The following is a 17854-nucleotide window of genomic DNA, read 5'->3' as shown; positions in this document are numbered from 1 at the left end:
AAATAACAGCATAAGCACGCAGGCTGGATTCCCGCCTTCGCGGGAATGACGATCTTTTTGCAACTTCCTATTCCCTTGCGTACTATCCCGTTATCTCCATCCACAGCCTTAGAGTCTTAAGCAATCATGCATATTAGCCCTAGCTTATTATTATTACTGCTGGTTATTTTTGTGTTCTCCCCATCGATTCAAGAGTGGGTAACGCAAGGGGGAACCGCTTGGTATCGCCCCTATCAATTATGGTTAATCACCATTGTATTTGTCTGGTGGAGCATCCGCCGTTACGAGCGCCGTCAAAACGCCATTAACGAAAAGGAAAAGTCCTCCAATGAGCTTTGAGTTATCCCAGTTATTCCTGATTGGCCTCGGATACTTACTGCTGCTCTTTGGTATTGCCCATATTGCAGATCGCGGCTTGATTCCTGAACAGCTCATTCGTCATCCCTTAACCTATGTGTTATCGCTGGGCGTGTTTGCCAGTGCCTGGGCTGTCTACGGTGTGGTGGGCTTGGCCCATGAATATGGCTATGGTTTTCTTTCTTATTATTTGGGTGTGGCCGGCACGTTTATTTTTGCGCCGCTATTGCTGTTACCCATCTTGCGTATTGCCAGAACCTACTTACATAGCTCCCTGGCTGATGTGCTCACTTTTCGCTACCGTACCCAGTGGGCAGGGTCATTAATTACCTTGTGTATGGTGTTGGCGGTCTGGCCATTATTGGCATTACAAATACAGGCGGTAACCGATAGCCTGCATATCCTCACCACAATCAGCTCCAATGGCGAAGAACTGTTTACCCAGGAAACCCGGCACAATATGCTGGCGTTTGTTTTTTGTCTGGCTATTTGTCTTTTTGCCATTTCGTTTGGTTCCAGACACCTGACCGCCCATGAACGTCATAATGGTTTAGTGGCAGCCATTGCTTTTGAATCAGTGATTAAATTAATCGCTATGTTGGTGGTTGGTGTTGCTGCGGTGTACCAGGTGTTTGGTGGTTTTGAAGGAATGGACCGGTGGCTGACGGCTAACCCGCAAATTGTTTCATTGCTTAACTTTCCAATGCGTGAGGATTCTTCCCGTGCGCTTTTGCTGATTTTTTTCTCAGCTGCTGTGGTCATGCCACATTTATTTCATATGATTTTTGCCGAAAACCCCAACGTCAAAGCTATGCAGATAGCTAGCTGGGGGGTGCCCTTATTTTTAATGCTAATGAGTTTGCCGGTGTTGCCCATTTTATGGGCCGGTTTTAAATTGGAAACCGTGATTCCGCCGGAATACTTTACCTTGGCTATCGGTGTTGAATTGGAGTCATCCGCTTTGGCAATCCTGGTTTATATCGGTGGGCTGTCAGCTGCCAGTGGCGCGATGATAGTCACCACCCTGGCACTGGCCTCTATGTGTTTAAAGCACCTGATTTTACCGGTTTACCGTCCCAGCACAGACCGCGATATCTACCGCTGGTTATTATGGATACGCCGCATACTGATCGTATTGATTATTTTAACGGGCTATGGCTTTTACCGTTTTATTGCCGGGCGTGAAGCTTTGTCCAGTCTCGGTTTGGCGGCGTTTATTGCCACCTTGCAATTTTTCCCTGGCGTCCTGGCCGCACTCTATTGGCAGGGGGCTAATCGCAATGGGTTTATCGCCGGTTTGATTACCGGTTTCGTGATTTGGTTTGTAACCTTGCTGCTACCCATTATCACCACCTTTGATCCTGCCTTTATTGGTAAATTATATTTCAACCTGGTCTATGACGACCTATGGACTGCCGCCACCATTGTTTCCCTGGGTATGAATATGCTGGTGTTCGTTGTGGTATCGCTACTGACCTCAACCTCCGAGGCAGAAAAAAACGCCGCAGAAGTCTGCGCCACCGATGACCTTAACCGCCCAATGCGGCGCCTGCTCAGCGTGCAAAATCCAGAGCAGATGAAAGACCAGTTGGCCACCGCTTTAGGTGCCCGTACTGCCCAGCGCGAAGTCGACCGGGCCCTGCATGATATGCAGATGCCTGATGATGAGAGTCGGCCCTTTGCCCTGCGACGTTTGCGTTATCGCGTCGAGGCAAACCTGTCAGGTTTGTTGGGGCCTTCAGTGGCTCACGATATGGTTAACCAATTACTACCCTATGCAACTAGTAGCAATGGTAGTAGCGGCGAAGATATTAACTTAATAGAAGTACAGTTGGAAAACTACAAAACACACCTTACCGGCCTGGCGGTGGACCTGGATAATCTTCGACGCTACCACCGGCAGACCTTACAGAATTTACCGGTTGGGGTTTGCTCGTTAGGTGAAGACGGTGAAATTTTAATGTGGAATAACGCCATTGCGGAATTTACCGGCATCAGTACCTTTGATGTGATTGGCTCAAACCTTCGCAGTTTACCTAAGCCCTGGGGTGACTTGCTGAGTGATTTTCTGCAAATGCCCCAGCCCCATTTATATAAGCAGCATTATGAAGGGGCCGGTAGCAGTTATTGGTTTAATTTACATAAAACTTTAGTGGGTGCTGAAGAGGGGGCGACGGATGGCCGAGTGATCGTGCTAGAGAACACCACTGATGTGCAAATGCTGGAAGATGAGTTGATGCACAGCGAACGCCTGGCTTCAATTGGCCGTTTGGCGGCAGGGGTGGCCCATGAAATTGGCAACCCGGTTACCGGTATTGCCTGCCTGGCACAAAACCTTCGCTATGACACCGACAACCCCGAGAGCCTTGAAACCGGCCGGGAAATTTTAGTGCAGACCGACAGAGTGTCTAAAATTGTGCAAACGCTGGTGAACTTTGCTCACTCTGGTGGTGAGAATGCCAACAATGAATTAGGCCCCGTCCATATCAAATCCTGTGTTGAAGAAGCGATTCATTTATTGCACCTGAACAAAGCAGCCAGGCAAGTTCGTTTTGAAAACCATTGTGATGATGAGCTTTATGCGATTGCTGATAGCCAGCGTTTGTTGCAGGTTTTTGTTAATCTGCTTAGCAATGCTCGGGACGCCAGCCCTGAGCAGAGTGCCGTGATTGTGGATACCGAGCTGCGCAACCAAAAGGTCTATATCAACGTCACTGATCGCGGCAGCGGTATTAGCAAGGAACACCAGGAGCAGATCTTTGACCCTTTCTTTACCACCAAAGAAGCGGGTGAGGGCACGGGGCTTGGCCTGTCGCTGGTATATAGCATTGTTGATGACCTTAACGGCAGTATCAGTGTCGAAAGCCCCGCTGATCCAGAGCATGGCGGTACCCGTTTTACCCTGCGGCTTTACCATCATCAGCAGGGCTGACCCGCCGGCCCATATTCCAGGGATTAGTGCTTTTTTGTTACTCTGTCACTAGATTAAAATGGGTAGAAGGGTTATGTTACCGAGATACCCACGGCGTTCACGGCAAACAATACGCCCTTGGCCTAAGTTGTTGAATTTTAAAGAGATATTGAAAGGCACTCACTAATGGAAAAAATTCTAATTGTTGAAGACGAAACGGTGATCCGTAGCGCGTTGCGAAAACTCTTAGAGCGTCATGAATATGAAGTGAGTGAAGCCGGGGCGGTTAACGAGGCTCTGGATAACTTTGATCTTAGCAGTTTTGATCTAATTATCAGCGACTTGCGCCTGCCTGGGGCCGCTGGCACCGACTTAATTAAGCCCGCCGGTGATGTCCCCGTCCTGGTCATGACCAGCTATGCCAGCCTGCGCTCAGCGGTCGACTCTATGAAAAGTGGTGCGGTTGACTATATTGCCAAACCCTTTGACCACGATGAAATGCTGGATGCCGTAGCTGCAATTATTGCCAATCACTCCCCGCAAAGCACCCCCAAAGAACAGCGTACTTCTGCGGCGAAACGTGGGCACTCACATCTGGGCGGCATGATTGGTAACTGCCAGTCAATGATTAAACTGTATGAGCATATCAATAAGGCCGCGCCGACCGAGGCTACGGTGCTGGTACATGGTGAAACCGGTACCGGTAAAGAGTTGGTCGCCAAGGCCATCCATGCCTATAGTCATCGCACAGAGCAGCCTTTTATCAGTGTTAATTGCGCGGCAATTCCCGAGACCCTGATCGAATCAGAATTATTCGGCTATGAGAAGGGCGCGTTTACTGGCGCTAACACCAACCGTATGGGTTTAATTGAAGCTGCGGATGGTGGTACTTTATTTCTCGATGAAATTGGCGAGCTTCCCCTTGAAGCCCAGGCGCGGTTGCTGCGATTTATCCAGGAAGATGAAATCCGCCGTATTGGCTCAGTAGAATCCCGCAAAGTTGATGTGCGCTTAATCTGTGCCACCCACAGAGACCTTAAAACCCTGGCCCAGGAAAACCAATTCCGCCCGGATTTGTATTACCGCATTAATGTTATGCAGTTAGTGCTGCCGCCATTGCGCGATCGGGGCAAGGATATCCTTGAATTGGCAGAGAGTATTTTGGAGCGCCGTTGTATTGAGCTCAATAAGCCGGTAGCCACCTTCTCCCCCAAAGCCATTCAGGCGATTACCACTTATACCTGGCCCGGTAATGTCCGTGAACTGGAAAATGTTATTGAGCGTGCTGTTATCCTGGGCGACAACGGGGTTATAGAAAACGACTTGCTCAATATCGACCTGGAGTTGGTCAATGTGACACAGATTCGCAGCAAGCGCCCTATCGTTGCCCCCGTCACCGGTGCTACGTCCACCGAGCCACTGGGTGATGATACGCAGCAGGATGACCTGTCCCTGGAAGATTATTTCCAGCGCTTTGTACTGGAGCATCAGGACTCAATGAGTGAAACCGAATTGGCTCGCAAACTCGGTGTTAGCCGAAAATGCCTCTGGGAGCGTCGTCAGCGCCTGGGCATCCCCCGTAAGAAAGGCGCCAAGTCTGCTTCGTAACAGTCGCTAAATCCAGGGTTCACCGTTACTTGTAATAGGTTCTAGTAACAAAACCCGAGTTGAATGGTAACGTTTACTTGTTTAGGGCACCTTGATTAATCATTTATAAGATCTAACTTGTTGATATTAAAGGAAATAAAAAGTTGGCATGGTGCATGCTATTACATATGCACAATAAGAATAATATTTATCATAATAATAATAAAAGTAAAGAGACCTGGATGGGGAAGAGTTATCTTCCCTCATCAATTTATCCCTCCTCCCCACAACTTACTTACAAACTTGCCTTAATTTATTTCCTTCAATGTGTGCCCTTAATTATCTTTTGAATTTATAATTCTTATATTACTGACGATATTGCGAAATATTCACACAAATTCTAATTTGATAGCGACAGGTTTTAAGGAGCTATAAATAGTCATTTAACTGTTACTGATAAGGTAGTGGTGTAACAATTGCCGTGGCTATCTGTAACAAAGAGGTCAAAGCTCACACTGTCGATTCAAAGATGTAGCCATAAGTCATTGTTCTGTGGTGATATTATTTTTTGGCACGATAACTGCTATGCTCAAGAGCAATAATAAAAAAATACAAAAATAATAATAAAAAATATGAGACCTGGATGGGGGAAAGCATATGTTTTCCCTTCATCATTACCCAGCTCCCTCTAAGCAGCTCAATTCAATCTGAACCTCTTTATCTACCCTTGTTGTATTAATAATTTCCTGACATAGCTTTGCGCTGCCTGGAATTAAGCGATGAGCTTGCGCTAGGCTTGCAGTGTATATGTGGTACTATCCGCCACTTTGTTCAGTCATCGTTTTATACCGGAGCCTTAAGGGCCTACAAGGGCAGATTAAAGTTATATGGCAAAGCTGTTTTCCAACGCAATCAAGCGAGTCAAAGGTGTGCTCGGCCGGGGCAGTGCTTCCGGTGATATTGATCCGACTGACCCAGCCTCTATTGACCCCCACATTATCCCCCGCGATCATCACAGTATTTCCCGCAAGCATATAAGTGAAGCTGCCCTAAGAGTAATGAGCATCTTGCATAAAGCCGGCTATGAGGGCTTTCTGGTGGGTGGTGGTGTTAGGGATTTATTATTGGGTGGGCGCCCCAAGGACTTTGATATCGCTACGGATGCGACCCCGGAGCAAGTTAACAAGCTGTTCCGCAGCTCTCGCATTATTGGTCGTCGCTTTAAGATAGTACATGTGCGCTTTGGTCGTGAAGTTATCGAAGTCACTACATTTCGCGGTACTCATGAACAAACCGAAGAAAGCATCAAGGGCAAGCGTCCCAGGAACCAGCAATCAGCTCGCTCTAAAAACGGCATGCTGTTGCGGGACAACGTTTTTGGTACCGTAGAAGAGGATGCCATTCGCCGCGACCTGACTATCAACGCCCTTTATTACACCACCGCGGATTTTGCCATCTACGATTACACCGATGGCCTGCGCGACCTTGAAGATAAAATTATCCGCGTGATTGGCGACCCGGAAACCCGCTACCGGGAAGACCCGGTCAGAATGCTGCGGGTCGTGCGCTTTGCCGCCAAGCTGGATTTCGATATTGAGCAGGAAACCGCCGACCCCATTTATGACCTGGCACCGTCGCTGGCGGATATACCCGCCGCAAGAATGTTTGATGAAGTGCTCAAGCTCTTTATGTCGGGTAAGGGTGTGGACGTTTATGAATTGATGCAAGAGTTTGGCTTATTCGAACCGCTGTTTCCGCAAATACAACCCTATCTGGAGCAGGATCATTACCACACCCTGGTGATGCAGGCTTTAAAAAATACCGATACGCGTATTCGCCAGGGTAAGCCGGTAACCCCCGCCTTTATTTATGCGGCCTTGCTATGGCCTGCTGTTAACGAGCGTCAGCAACAGCTAATCAAAGAAGGTGTACCCGCAGTGCCTGCCATGCACCAGGCAGCACAAGAAGTGATGTCTATGCAGCAGCAGTGCACCTCTATCCCCAAGCGCTTTGGTATGCCCATGCGCGAAATTTGGGAAATGCAATTACGCCTGCCCCGTCGCGGCGGTCGCAAGGCCGAGCAGTTAATGGAGAACCGTCGCTTCCGTGCGGCCTATGACTTCCTGCTATTGAGAGAGCAGGCCGGTGAAGAAACCGGTAATTTAGGCCAGTGGTGGACCGACTACCAAAATCGCAGCCCTGACCAGCGAGCGGCCATGACAGAAAATATTAGAGACAAAAAAATCAAGCGTCGCCGCCCGCGCAACAAACCCCGGCCCGACCATTCGACAGCCAATTTTCCTGAATAGCTATGCAGCGTTGCTTTATTGCCCTTGGAAGTAATCTGGAACAGCCGTTGCTGCAAGTCGAGCGGGCAGTGCAGGCCCTAAAGGCATTACCGCAATCAGAATTAAAAGCCGTTTCCCGCTGGTATCAAAGTGTTGCTGTCGGCCCTGAGCAGCCAGACTATATCAACGGTGTGGCGGAGCTATACACCAGCAATTCGCCGCTGGAGTTACTCGCACTGCTGCAAGGTATTGAAAATGCGCAGCAACGTAAACGTGTGCAGCGCTGGGGGCCGAGAACGCTGGATTTAGATCTTTTGCTCTATGCCGATAGAGACATTGATGAACCTGCGTTGATTGTGCCTCATCCACGAATGTTTGAGCGCAATTTCGTACTGTACCCCCTGTATGACATTGCACCTACGTTGGTGTTTGCCAATGGCGTTAGCCTAAAACAGCAATTGGCTGATATCGGTATGCAGGGTTTGAGTTTGGTTACACCGTGAACTTGGCCTACAATAGCGCGCGGATAACAATGATAGCGTTAAAAGCAGCCACGGAGACCCCCCAGTGAGTAAGGACTCAGTCCAGACGGTTTTAGATTTTAAAGATCGCACCCCACCACGCTTTATTGCCGTTGAAGGTGCCATCGGTGTTGGCAAGACCACACTGGCCAGGCAATTGGCCGAGACCTTCAATTATCAAATGCTATTGGAAAATGCCGAAGAGAACCCCTTTCTGGAGCGTTTCTACCAAAACCAGAAAAATGCCGCCCTGGCGACCCAGCTGTTCTTTTTATTCCAGCGCAGCCAACAGATACAGGACTTACGTCAGGGTGATATCTTTGAGCCGGTAAGAGTGTCGGATTTCCTGATCGAGAAAGACCGCCTGTTTGCCCGGCTCAACCTTGATGAAGACGAATACCAGCTCTACGAGAAGGTTTACCAGCAACTAACTATTGATGCCCCCAAGCCCGACCTGGTGATCTATTTACAGGCATCGGTGGACGTACTACTCTCTCGCATCGAGAGCCGCGGTATTAACTTTGAGCAACGCATCGCCAGAGAGTATCTGGAGTCCATTAACGAGTCCTATAGTGAATTCTTCCTGTACTACGACGATGCGCCATTATTGATTGTTAATGCTGACGAGCTGGATGTGATCAATCGCCAAAACGATTATGCGCAGCTGGTGGACTATCTGCTCAATATCCGCAGCGGCCGCCATTACTTCAATCCCACCTTTATCTAACGAGCTACATTATGAGTAAAGTCACTGTCACTACATTGCAGGCGCACAAAGCCGCAGGGGAGAAATTTGCAGTCCTGGCTGCCTATGATGCTACCTTTGCTGGCCTGATTGAAGAGGCGGGGGTGGAAGTGATTCTGGTCGGTGACTCTCTCGGTATGGTGCTGCAAGGCCATAGCAGCACCTTGCCCGTAACCATTGATGATATGGTTTACCACACAGCCTGTATTAGCCGCGGCTGCCACTCGCCATTGATTATCGGTGACCTGCCTTTTGGTAGCTATAGCACTTTGGAGCAAACACTTACTAACGCCGCAGCGCTTATGCGCGCAGGCGCTAATATGGTAAAGCTGGAAGGGGGTGAGTGGTTGCTTGAAAGTATCACCGCGATGGCAGAGCGGGGCATCCCGGTCTGTGCCCACCTTGGCCTAACCCCGCAATCGGTGAATGCCTTTGGCGGTTTTAAGGTGCAGGGCAGAAATACTGACCAGGCCGCTGCCATATTGGAAGATGCCAAACGCGTTGAAGCGGCAGGGGCTGCCATGTTGGTATTGGAGTGTATTCCCACAGAATTGGCTGCCCAAGTCACTGCGGCCCTCACTATTCCAGTGATAGGTATTGGGGCTGGGGCAGTGACAGATGCCCAGGTGCTGGTGCTCCACGATATGCTTGGCCTATGTGGCCATAAGCCCAAATTTGTTCGCAACTTCCTGGCAGAAAACGATAGCGTGCAAGCGGCGCTCAAAGCCTACAATGATGCGGTCAAAGATGGCTCCTTCCCGGCAGCAGAGCACAGCTTTAATTAACCCCCCACCCCTCCGTCATTCCCGCCTTCGCAGGAATGACGGAGGGGGGTGTTACTTTTTGCACATGCTTCCTTTGGTAACAAAATTGTGTGATTTTCCCCCTTTAGATCGTTGATCCCCCCTAACGATTCGGGCATACTTCCCCGCCTCTGGGAAAGTGGTCAGCAAATGTGCAGTCCTTTGCGACTTTTCAGTGGTTAAAATGAGCTGTGCCTTCTATGGTAAAAATAGAGCGGTACAAAGGGCTGGGTTCTAGTTAACGTTGTTGAGATAACGCAGGAAGTTGAGTGAAATGAAAACATTCAGCAAGAGCAAACAATTACGAAGCGCCATTACCAAAGATAAACTCAATGGTAAAAGAGTCGCCTTCGTGCCTACTATGGGCAACCTTCACGAAGGTCACATTCAATTGGTGCGTCGCGCCAGGCAAGTGGCCGATGTTGTGGTGGTCAGTATTTTTGTAAACCCACTGCAATTTGGCGCCAACGAAGATTTAGATAACTATCCTCGTACCCTGGCAGCCGATAAAGAAAAATTATTCTCCGAGGGGGTTAACTACCTTCTCTATCCCGATGTTGAAGAGATCTATCCAGAAGGTATGGATAAACAAACCCTGGTGGTTGTTCCCGACCTATCTGACACCCTTTGTGGTGCCAGTCGTCCGGGCCACTTTGCAGGGGTTGCCACAGTGGTTAATAAGCTGTTCCAAATCGTTCAGCCCGATATTGCTATTTTCGGTAAAAAAGATTTCCAGCAGTTAGCCATTATCGAAAAAATGGTTAAAGACCTGTGTATGCCTATCGACATCGTTGGCGAAGAAACCGCTCGCGATGTAGATGGCCTGGCGCTAAGCTCACGCAACGGTTACCTAACCGAAGAGCAGCGCACCATTGCACCTGCATTGCACCAGACACTATTAGAGTGCCGTGAAGCGATTGCCTGTGGTTTTGATAGCTATCAAGCGCTGGAAGACTACTGTACAGAAGCTTTGAAAAATGCCGGTTTTGAGCCGGACTACTTTTCAGTTCGCGATGCAGTGACCTTAAGGGAAGTAACCGGCGAGACCGAACAAATCGTTATCCTGGCAGCCGCCAAGCTCGGTACCCCTCGTTTGATTGATAATGTCACCCTAACACTTAATCCTAGTCAGGATTGGGGCATGTTGGCGGCTCACTAAGTTCCCCATGTCGTCATCCCCCCTTCGCGGGGATGACGGATATAAAATATACCTCCAATCCCGAAACTGCGTTATTCTTCCAGTCATTGAAGCAAAGACAGCGCTGTCATTTAAGCAATAGTCACAACCTCCAATTCAGGGATTAACTTATGAGCGAAATACATACCTACCCCGTGCCTGCGGAGTTTGCTGCCAAGGCCCATATCAACGAGCAACAATATAATGAGATGTATAAACAATCTGTTGAAAACCCGAATCAATTCTGGGCAGAGCAGGCGGAGGAGTTTCTAAGCTGGGATCAGCGTTGGAGCAAAGTCAGTGAGTATGATTTTATAAAGGGTGAGGCGGCCTGGTTTATTGATGGCAAGCTAAACCTTACGGTTAACTGTATTGATCGTCACCTGGAAACCCGCGCTGACCAAACAGCGATTATTTGGGAGGGCGACAATCCGGATGATGCCAAAAGCATCACTTACCGAGAGCTGCACCAGGAAGTCTGCAAGCTGGCCAATGTATTAAAGCAGCGGGGCGTGAACAAGGGCGACCGGGTTTGTATCTATATACCGATGGTGGTTGAGGCGGCTTATGCCATGTTGGCCTGTGCCCGTATTGGGGCCATTCACTCTGTTGTCTTTGGTGGCTTCTCGCCCGAGGCGCTAAAAGACCGCATTTTAAATTCTGACTGCCAAACACTGATTACCGCCGATGAAGGGATGCGTGGTGGCAAATCTGTTCCATTAAAGAGCAATGCAGACCTTGCTCTGGAGTCATGCCCCAATGTACATACAGTCGTCACTGTAAAACGCACCGGCGGTGATATTGCCTGGACTGAAGGCCGCGATATTTGGTACCACGAAGCCGTTGCAGAGGCTTCTGACCAGTGCGAGCCAGAGCAAATGGATGCGGAAGACCCTCTGTTTATTTTATATACCTCCGGCTCAACCGGTCAGCCCAAAGGTGTACTGCATACCACCGCAGGTTATCTGCTACAGGCGGCCATGACCTTCAAATACACCTTTGATTACCACGATGGTGATATTTTCTGGTGTACTGCGGATGTCGGCTGGATAACCGGGCATTCCTATAGCCTTTATGGCCCGCTGGCCAATGGCGCCACAACCCTGCTATTTGAAGGTGTGCCCACTTACCCTGATGCCGCCCGTTGCTGGGAAATTTGCGACAAGCACCAGGTGACTATCTTCTATACCGCACCCACCGCGATCCGTGCACTGATGGGTGTGGGTGATGAGTTTGTAACCCGCACCTCACGCAGCTCCATCAAATTATTGGGCACCGTGGGTGAGCCTATTAACCCTGAAGCCTGGGAATGGTATTACCGCGTAGTGGGTGAATCCCGTTGCCCGATTGTTGATACCTGGTGGCAAACCGAAACCGGCGGGCATATGTTAACGCCACTACCGGGCGCTACCGCCTTAAAGCCCGGCTCTGCTACCCGTCCGTTTTTTGGGGTACAGCCCATTTTGCTGGATAACGATGGTAATGAAGTGACTGGCGCTGCCGAAGGAAATTTGGCCATCAAGGCCTCCTGGCCGGGTCAGATTCGCAGTGTCTATGGCGATCACCAGCGTATGATCGATACCTACTTTAGTACCTATAAGGGGTACTACTTTACCGGTGATGGTGCACGGCGGGATGAAGATGGCTACTACTGGATTACCGGTCGGGTGGATGATGTATTAAATGTATCCGGTCATCGTATGGGTACCGCAGAAGTCGAAAGTGCACTGGTATTGCATGATGATGTTGCCGAGGCTGCGGTGGTGGGTTACCCCCATGATATTAAAGGGCAGGGTATTTATGCCTATGTCACTTTGATGGCGGGGCATAAGCCTTCAGAAGCATTAATGGCAGAGTTGGTTGCGCTGTGTGTGCAAGAAATAGGTCCGATTGCAAAACCTGATTTAATTCAGTGGGCGCCAGGCTTACCGAAAACCCGTTCGGGAAAAATTATGCGCCGCATCTTAAGAAAAGTGGCGGCCAATGAATTGGAGTTGGGTGATACGTCGACCTTGGCTGACCCTTCGGTGGTTGATCAGTTGATTGAAAATCGTCTTAATCGATAATCCTCTGTCATTCCCGCGAAGGCGGGAACCCAGCGCTGTAGATTTCCGCTTTGGCGGAAATAACAGCATAAGCATGCAGGTTGGATTCCCGCCTTCGCGGGAATGACGAATTTTTTTGAAATAACAAAAATAAAAAATCTCCCCCTACTACAAACATCAGGGGGAGACAGGGGAGAAATATCAACAACACTGTACGCGATATCAGTAACTACTTGTAAAACGACTTACTACTGATTGCTGCGACGACTACAATTGCTGATAAATTTTTTAGGTCATTTGCACTGATCTATTTGCATTGACCCAGGCGGCAGTTATACACACGGCCGGTGCTGGTGTAATACTTGCCGTTGTAACGCTTGTTATCGCGAAACTCACCTTCAAAGCGATTTCCGTTGGACCATTTGAAAACACCTTTACCATGGCGTTTATCATCAATCCATTCACCTGCATAGCTACTGCCGCGGGCCCAGGTAAAAGTACCCTGACCATGACGTTTGCCTTCCTGCCAGCCGCCTTTATAGATGTTGCCATCTGCGGAGGTATAAACTCCGTTACCAGCCAGCGCGCCTTTTTTAAATGTACCTGCCAGCCTGGAGCCGTTGAAAAAATCAACTGATCCCGAGCCATTTGGCTTTCCATTCTTGCATTGACCGCGATAAGTACCGCTACTGCCATCCATTGTGTCAGTGTATGGTACTTTGCAATACTCCAAATCCACTGACATAGCATCAGTCGAATCAACTGCATGGGCCATTGAAGAAATGAAAAAGACTAAGGTTACTGTCTTTGCCATTTTCATTTTAAAGCTCCTCTTCACTTTTTTTAATTCAATGGTTTTCCCAGATTTCAAGTTCAGACTAGATCAGATAATGAGCGCCATCAACTAGTAAAAGTGACGTCATTCTCATTGTAATATTTACATTGACTAAAAGTTTTTAGGAAGATAGTTTTCTTGCAAAAAAATAGTTTTTCAGGCCGTAATTTTTTTGTCACTTAGTGTTATAGGTAGGAATAAGGATGTTTTTGGCGTCAGTTTTTTATTTTTTCCAGAATTAATGGAAAGGCGATTTGAAAAAAAACAAAAAAATGGCAGTATTTTTTTATTGCTTTCTTTGTTGGTTGGCCTGATGTGATGAGTGTCACAACACTGACTCACGGATTAGGCTGACGAGCCAACTTTATTTTTCCAGAAAAGATATTATAGGTTTTTCTAATCAATGACTTAGCCATTGCATAATTGCAGTGAACCACGTTTTAACGTTTTTTTGTCGCTGGCTCAAAGCTGGCTTTTAATAACTTCTGGCTGTGTGCTTGTTAGATATTCCGGTAAAAAAATCTAAGGATTATCAGCTGTGGTCTGGAGTTTTAAGCAGTTTGTCAATGGAATCTTGCCAGGCTGTCTGTCATCCAGTGTCTTCTTAAGGCTGACAGTGTTGCATCTAGTTGGCATAATGCGTTCCAAATAGGTATTCACCCATAACGTTAAGATAATAAAGGATCGACCATGCAGCGCCTGAGTAGTCAGCTTCAACAAAGTAGTACCCCGCCTGAGCTTGCCTCTCTTATCGATGTGATCGCCGTGGCCTGTAAGGATATTGCCTTCCGTCTGCAGCAGGGCGCTATGTCCGGCATATTAGGCTCGGCTGGTGAAGAGAATGTGCAGGGTGAGACCCAGAAAAAGTTGGATGTTATCTCTAACGACCTGTTAAAGGACTACTTATTGAGCTCTGGTACCGTCAGGGCCCTGGCCTCAGAAGAGGAAGAAAGTATCGTCGCCGGTAATGATAAAGGGGGTTATCTGGTGGCTTTTGACCCTTTGGATGGTTCATCCAATATTGATATCAACAGCATGGTGGGGACGATTTTCTCTATTTTTGACGCCCCTGCTACCGATGTGGTGAGCGAGCAAGACTTTCTCCAACCCGGCCGTAATCAGGCCGCAGCGGGTTACGTGCTCTATGGCCCCTCTGTAATGCTGGTGCTTTCAACCGGTAAGGGGGTGCAGATGTATACCCTTGACCAGCGTATTGGTGAGTTTGTGCTCACTGTTGAAAAGGTGGCTATTGCCAGAGACACTAAAGAGTTCGCTATTAATATGTCCAACCAGCGCTTCTGGGCTGAGCCGATGCAGAGCTATATAGCCGACCTGCTAGCCGGTAGCGATGGCCCCCGCCAAAAAAACTTTAACATGCGTTGGGTGGCGGCAATGGTTGCTGATGTGCACCGTATTTTATGTCGAGGTGGGTTGTTTACTTATCCTTGGGATAATAGAGAGCCTGACAAGGCCGGTAAGCTGCGATTAATGTACGAAGCTAATCCAATGGGTATGTTGGTAGAGCAAGCTGGTGGTTCGGCTTATACCGACACTGGCCCTATTTTGGATGTGCAGCCGGAGCAAATTCACCAGCGCGTGCCGGTTATTCTAGGTGCTGCGAATGAGGTGGCTGCTTGTCTGGGTTACCATGCTAAATAGCCATGTTGACCAGCTGTTAGACCACTAAAGCCCATTTGTCAGACAATAAAAAACCCCAATGGCTGGGCCATCAGGGTTTTGAAAAGACCTACTGAGTAAAAGTTACTTAGCCGCTTTAGCCGCTTGGCGCTCTTTTTCTTCAGCGATAACTTTGTCTGCAACTGAGTTGGGACAGGCAGTGTAATGTGCAAATTCCATTGAGAACTGACCGCGACCAGATGTCATGGTGCGTAGTGAGCCAATGTAACCGAACATTTCTGATAGCGGTACGTCAGCTTTGACGCGAACACCAGAACCTGCAGCTTCTTGACCAGCAATCATGCCGCGACGACGGTTCAAATCACCAATAACATCACCTACGTGATCTTCTGGAGTGAATATGTCGACTTTCATAATCGGTTCAAGAAGTTGAGCGCCTGCTTTTGGAATTGACTGGCGGAAAGCACCGCGAGCGGCCAATTCAAAGGCAACTGCCGAGGAGTCAACGGCGTGGAAGCCACCGTCATAAAGCTCGATTTCAACGTCGAGTACTGGGAAGCCGGCAAGAACACCGTTCTCCATCATACCTTGGAAGCCCTTCTCAATCGCTGGGAAGAATTCTTTAGGTACATTACCGCCAGTAACCGTCGATGAAAAGCTAAAGCCGGAGCCTTGCTCGCCTGGCTTAATACGGTAATCAATTTTACCGAACTGACCAGAACCACCCGATTGCTTCTTGTGGGTGTAGGAGTCATCGACTTCTTGTGTGATGGTTTCGCGGTAAGCCACTTGCGGCTCGCCCACGTCAAGTTCTACACCGTAAGTACGGTTGAGGATATCCACCTTAATATCCAGGTGAAGCTCGCCCATGCCGCGAAGAATGGTTTGACCGCTTTCTTCATCAGTATGAACAAGGAAGGTAGGATCTTCAGCAACCATTTTACCAATGGCGATACCCATTTTATCTGCACCGCCTTTGTCTTTAGGTGATACAGCGATAGAGATTACTGGCTCTGGGAATACCATGGCTTCAAGAGTACATTCATGTTTCGGATCACATAAGGTGTGACCAGTTTGAACGTTTTTCATACCTACGATAGCGATGATGTCGCCCGCTTGAGCAGAGCTTAGCTCTTTACGCTCATCGGCTTCCATTTCACACATACGGCCAATACGTTCTGTTTTACCCGTAAACGAGTTCAGGATTGTATCGCCTTTATTCAACACGCCTGAGTAGATGCGGATAAAGGTCAGGGCGCCATAGCGGTCATCCATGATCTTAAAGGCCAGGGCACGGAAAGGCTCATCAGCGCTAACGGTTGCAACTTCCCCTGTATCTTCACCCACTTCATCGGTTAGCGGCTGAGGAATAACTTCGTCAGGCGCTGGTAGATAATCAACAACAGCATCAAGAATTAACTGAATGCCTTTGTTTTTAAATGCCGAACCACAGTAAGTAGGGAAAAAGGTTAGCTCGCGTGTGCCTTTGCGGATACAGGCTTTAATTTGTTCTATAGAAGGGGCTTCGCCTTCCATGTAGGCCATCATAATATCGTCATCTACTTCGACAGCTGTTTCAATTAGCTGGTCGTAGTACATGTCTACATCGTCAACCATGTCCGCTGGAACGTCTTCTATGCGGAAGTTTTCAGGAAGACCTGAGTCGTCCCAGATGTGGGCTTTTTTGGTAAGAATGTCGACAACGCCAACGAAGTCATCTTCTCTACCAATAGGTAGTGTCATAACAAGGGGCTTGGCACCCAGTACGTTTTCGACCTGGTCAACAACCTTTAAGAAGTCTGCACCCATGCGGTCCAGTTTGTTGACGAAGATGATACGAGATACGCCCGACTCATCAGCATAGCGCCAGTTTGTTTCAGATTGAGGCTCAACACCACCAGACCCACAAAATACACCGATGCCGCCATCTAATACTTTTAGTGAGCGGTATACTTCAACGGTGAAATCAACGTGCCCCGGGGTATCGATGATGTTCATCCGATGATTATCCCAGAAGGTGGTGATCGCAGCTGATTGGATGGTTATACCACGCTCAGCTTCCTGTTCCATAAAGTCAGTTGTAGATTCGCCATCGTGAACTTCACCGGTTTTGTGGATCTTACCGGTCAATTTCAGGATACGTTCTGTAGTAGTAGTCTTACCCGCATCAACGTGGGCGAAGATACCAATGTTTCTGTATAGAGCTAAATCAGTCATGAGGTTTACTCGGTTTAACAAGGGTGAAAAAACGCGCGCAAGTATACAGGAAATCTCAAGCAAAATTGAACAAAAAAATAGCAATATTGTTGATGTTTGGGCTTTAGGCTTCAATATTTCCATTAAAGGGGTGATTATAGTGGGAATATTTAAAACATCGATGGCATCTAGCGCCGACTGAACCCTTGCCAGCACAGGCTCTACCATGATTTTAAGCCCTATCTCCCGTCATTCCCGCCCCCGACAAATTCGCTCGAGGGCAGGCTTCGGCGGAAATGACTATCGTCATTCCCGCGAAGGCGGGAATCCAGCACTGTAAATTTCCGCTCAAGCGGAAATAGCAGCATGCAGTCTGGGTTCCCGCCTTCGCGGGAACGACGTTGTGAGTAGTGGGGGTGGTTGGTATGGTGAGATTTAGTAAAAAAGTGACTATTTTTTGTCAAATGGGCTAAAAATATTGACTCTGCCGATAGGGTGTTTATGATGCGCGCCCAAGGCATGTATTGTTACTGCCACAGGTGGCTCAACTAGCGGTCTAGCGCTAGATTAAGACCCCACTTATTATTGATGAAAATTGAGGACTAGCGCAGTGGCTAAAGAAAAATTTGAACGCACCAAACCACACGTCAACGTTGGTACTATCGGACACGTTGACCATGGTAAAACAACATTAACAGCGGCTCTGACTCGCGTAGCTTCCGAAGTATTCGGTGGTGATGCGGTAGATTTC

At 48.3% G+C, this 17854-nt stretch carries 13 protein-coding genes; 11 read left to right on the top strand and 2 right to left on the bottom strand.

Annotation, left to right across the window (positions count from 1 at the left end; translation table 11 throughout):
* Positions 1-126 precede the first annotated feature (126 nt).
* From P8H32_RS10870 to acs, 9 genes are all read left to right on the top strand, one after another.
* On the top strand, positions 127-339 hold the full coding sequence (locus tag P8H32_RS10870) for a hypothetical protein (RefSeq protein WP_297292441.1): 213 nt from the start codon (positions 127-129) through the stop codon (positions 337-339).
* A complete protein-coding gene (locus P8H32_RS10865; protein ID WP_301089381.1) occupies positions 329-3289 on the top strand; it encodes an ATP-binding protein in 2961 nt (986 codons plus the stop codon). Before P8H32_RS10870 ends, P8H32_RS10865 begins: the two co-directional genes overlap by 11 nt.
* Before the next feature lie 165 nt (positions 3290-3454).
* Positions 3455-4876, top strand: coding sequence for a sigma-54 dependent transcriptional regulator (locus P8H32_RS10860; RefSeq protein WP_297292443.1), 1422 nt, complete (start codon positions 3455-3457; stop codon positions 4874-4876).
* Positions 4877-5742: 866 nt separating this feature from the next.
* On the top strand, positions 5743-7164 hold the full coding sequence (gene pcnB, locus P8H32_RS10855) for a polynucleotide adenylyltransferase PcnB (RefSeq protein ID WP_297292444.1): 1422 nt from the start codon (positions 5743-5745) through the stop codon (positions 7162-7164).
* Positions 7165-7166: 2 nt separating this feature from the next.
* A complete protein-coding gene (gene folK / locus P8H32_RS10850) occupies positions 7167-7646 on the top strand; it encodes a 2-amino-4-hydroxy-6-hydroxymethyldihydropteridine diphosphokinase (RefSeq protein ID WP_301089380.1) in 480 nt (159 codons plus the stop codon).
* A gap of 64 nt (positions 7647-7710) precedes the next feature.
* Positions 7711-8391: a deoxynucleoside kinase gene (locus tag P8H32_RS10845; protein WP_301089379.1), complete on the top strand. Its 681-nt coding sequence runs from the start codon at positions 7711-7713 to the stop codon at positions 8389-8391.
* A gap of 11 nt (positions 8392-8402) precedes the next feature.
* Positions 8403-9194, top strand: a complete 792-nt coding sequence (gene panB / locus P8H32_RS10840) for a 3-methyl-2-oxobutanoate hydroxymethyltransferase (RefSeq protein ID WP_297292447.1) — start codon at positions 8403-8405, stop codon at positions 9192-9194.
* A 292-nt stretch (positions 9195-9486) separates the two neighbouring features.
* Positions 9487-10371, top strand: coding sequence for a pantoate--beta-alanine ligase (gene panC, locus P8H32_RS10835; RefSeq protein WP_297292822.1), 885 nt, complete (start codon positions 9487-9489; stop codon positions 10369-10371).
* 149 nt (positions 10372-10520) lie between these two features.
* A complete protein-coding gene (gene acs, locus P8H32_RS10830) occupies positions 10521-12455 on the top strand; it encodes an acetate--CoA ligase (RefSeq protein ID WP_301089378.1) in 1935 nt (644 codons plus the stop codon).
* Positions 12456-12741: 286 nt separating this feature from the next.
* Here acs and P8H32_RS10825 read toward each other — a convergent pair whose 3' ends face one another.
* Complete coding sequence (locus P8H32_RS10825) at positions 12742-13254, bottom strand: hypothetical protein (protein WP_301089377.1); 513 nt, start codon at positions 13252-13254, stop codon at positions 12742-12744.
* Between the two features lie 705 nt (positions 13255-13959).
* On the opposite strand from P8H32_RS10825, the gene P8H32_RS10820 reads away from it, so the two are divergent.
* Positions 13960-14928 (top strand): class 1 fructose-bisphosphatase, encoded by a 969-nt coding sequence (locus P8H32_RS10820; RefSeq protein ID WP_301089376.1) that lies wholly within the window; start codon positions 13960-13962, stop codon positions 14926-14928.
* Positions 14929-15030: 102 nt separating this feature from the next.
* On the opposite strand, the gene fusA is transcribed toward P8H32_RS10820, so the two are convergent.
* Positions 15031-17124 carry an elongation factor G gene (gene fusA, locus P8H32_RS10815; protein WP_297292329.1) on the bottom strand — a complete coding sequence of 698 codons (2094 nt, stop codon included), beginning with the start codon at positions 17122-17124 and terminating at the stop codon, positions 15031-15033.
* Positions 17125-17713: 589 nt separating this feature from the next.
* On the opposite strand from fusA, the gene P8H32_RS10810 reads away from it, so the two are divergent.
* A partial coding sequence (locus P8H32_RS10810) for a GTP-binding protein (RefSeq protein WP_301088606.1) occupies positions 17714-17854 on the top strand: 141 nt, incomplete at its 3' end.

This window comes from Oceanicoccus sp. (genome assembly GCF_029238675.1).
In the GTDB taxonomy this organism is placed as follows: Bacteria; Pseudomonadota; Gammaproteobacteria; order Pseudomonadales; family Dasaniaceae; genus Oceanicoccus.
The sequence above is the reverse complement of the archived record's forward strand: the minus strand, read 5'-3'. Positions and strand labels throughout refer to the sequence as shown.

What these genes read in the sequence shown, in the direction of transcription:
- P8H32_RS10870 (WP_297292441.1), top strand. Translation starts at nt 127, where the DNA reads ATGCATATTAGCCCTAGCTTATTATTATTACTGCTGGTTATTTTTGTG.
- P8H32_RS10865 (WP_301089381.1), top strand. Translation starts at nt 329, where the DNA reads ATGAGCTTTGAGTTATCCCAGTTATTCCTGATTGGCCTCGGATACTTA.
- P8H32_RS10860 (WP_297292443.1), top strand. Translation starts at nt 3,455, where the DNA reads ATGGAAAAAATTCTAATTGTTGAAGACGAAACGGTGATCCGTAGCGCG.
- pcnB (WP_297292444.1), top strand. Translation starts at nt 5,743, where the DNA reads ATGGCAAAGCTGTTTTCCAACGCAATCAAGCGAGTCAAAGGTGTGCTC.
- folK (WP_301089380.1), top strand. Translation starts at nt 7,167, where the DNA reads ATGCAGCGTTGCTTTATTGCCCTTGGAAGTAATCTGGAACAGCCGTTG.
- panB (WP_297292447.1), top strand. Translation starts at nt 8,403, where the DNA reads ATGAGTAAAGTCACTGTCACTACATTGCAGGCGCACAAAGCCGCAGGG.
- panC (WP_297292822.1), top strand. Translation starts at nt 9,487, where the DNA reads ATGAAAACATTCAGCAAGAGCAAACAATTACGAAGCGCCATTACCAAA.
- acs (WP_301089378.1), top strand. Translation starts at nt 10,521, where the DNA reads ATGAGCGAAATACATACCTACCCCGTGCCTGCGGAGTTTGCTGCCAAG.
- P8H32_RS10825 (WP_301089377.1), bottom strand. Translation starts at nt 13,254, where the DNA reads ATGAAAATGGCAAAGACAGTAACCTTAGTCTTTTTCATTTCTTCAATG.
- P8H32_RS10820 (WP_301089376.1), top strand. Translation starts at nt 13,960, where the DNA reads ATGCAGCGCCTGAGTAGTCAGCTTCAACAAAGTAGTACCCCGCCTGAG.
- fusA (WP_297292329.1), bottom strand. Translation starts at nt 17,124, where the DNA reads ATGACTGATTTAGCTCTATACAGAAACATTGGTATCTTCGCCCACGTT.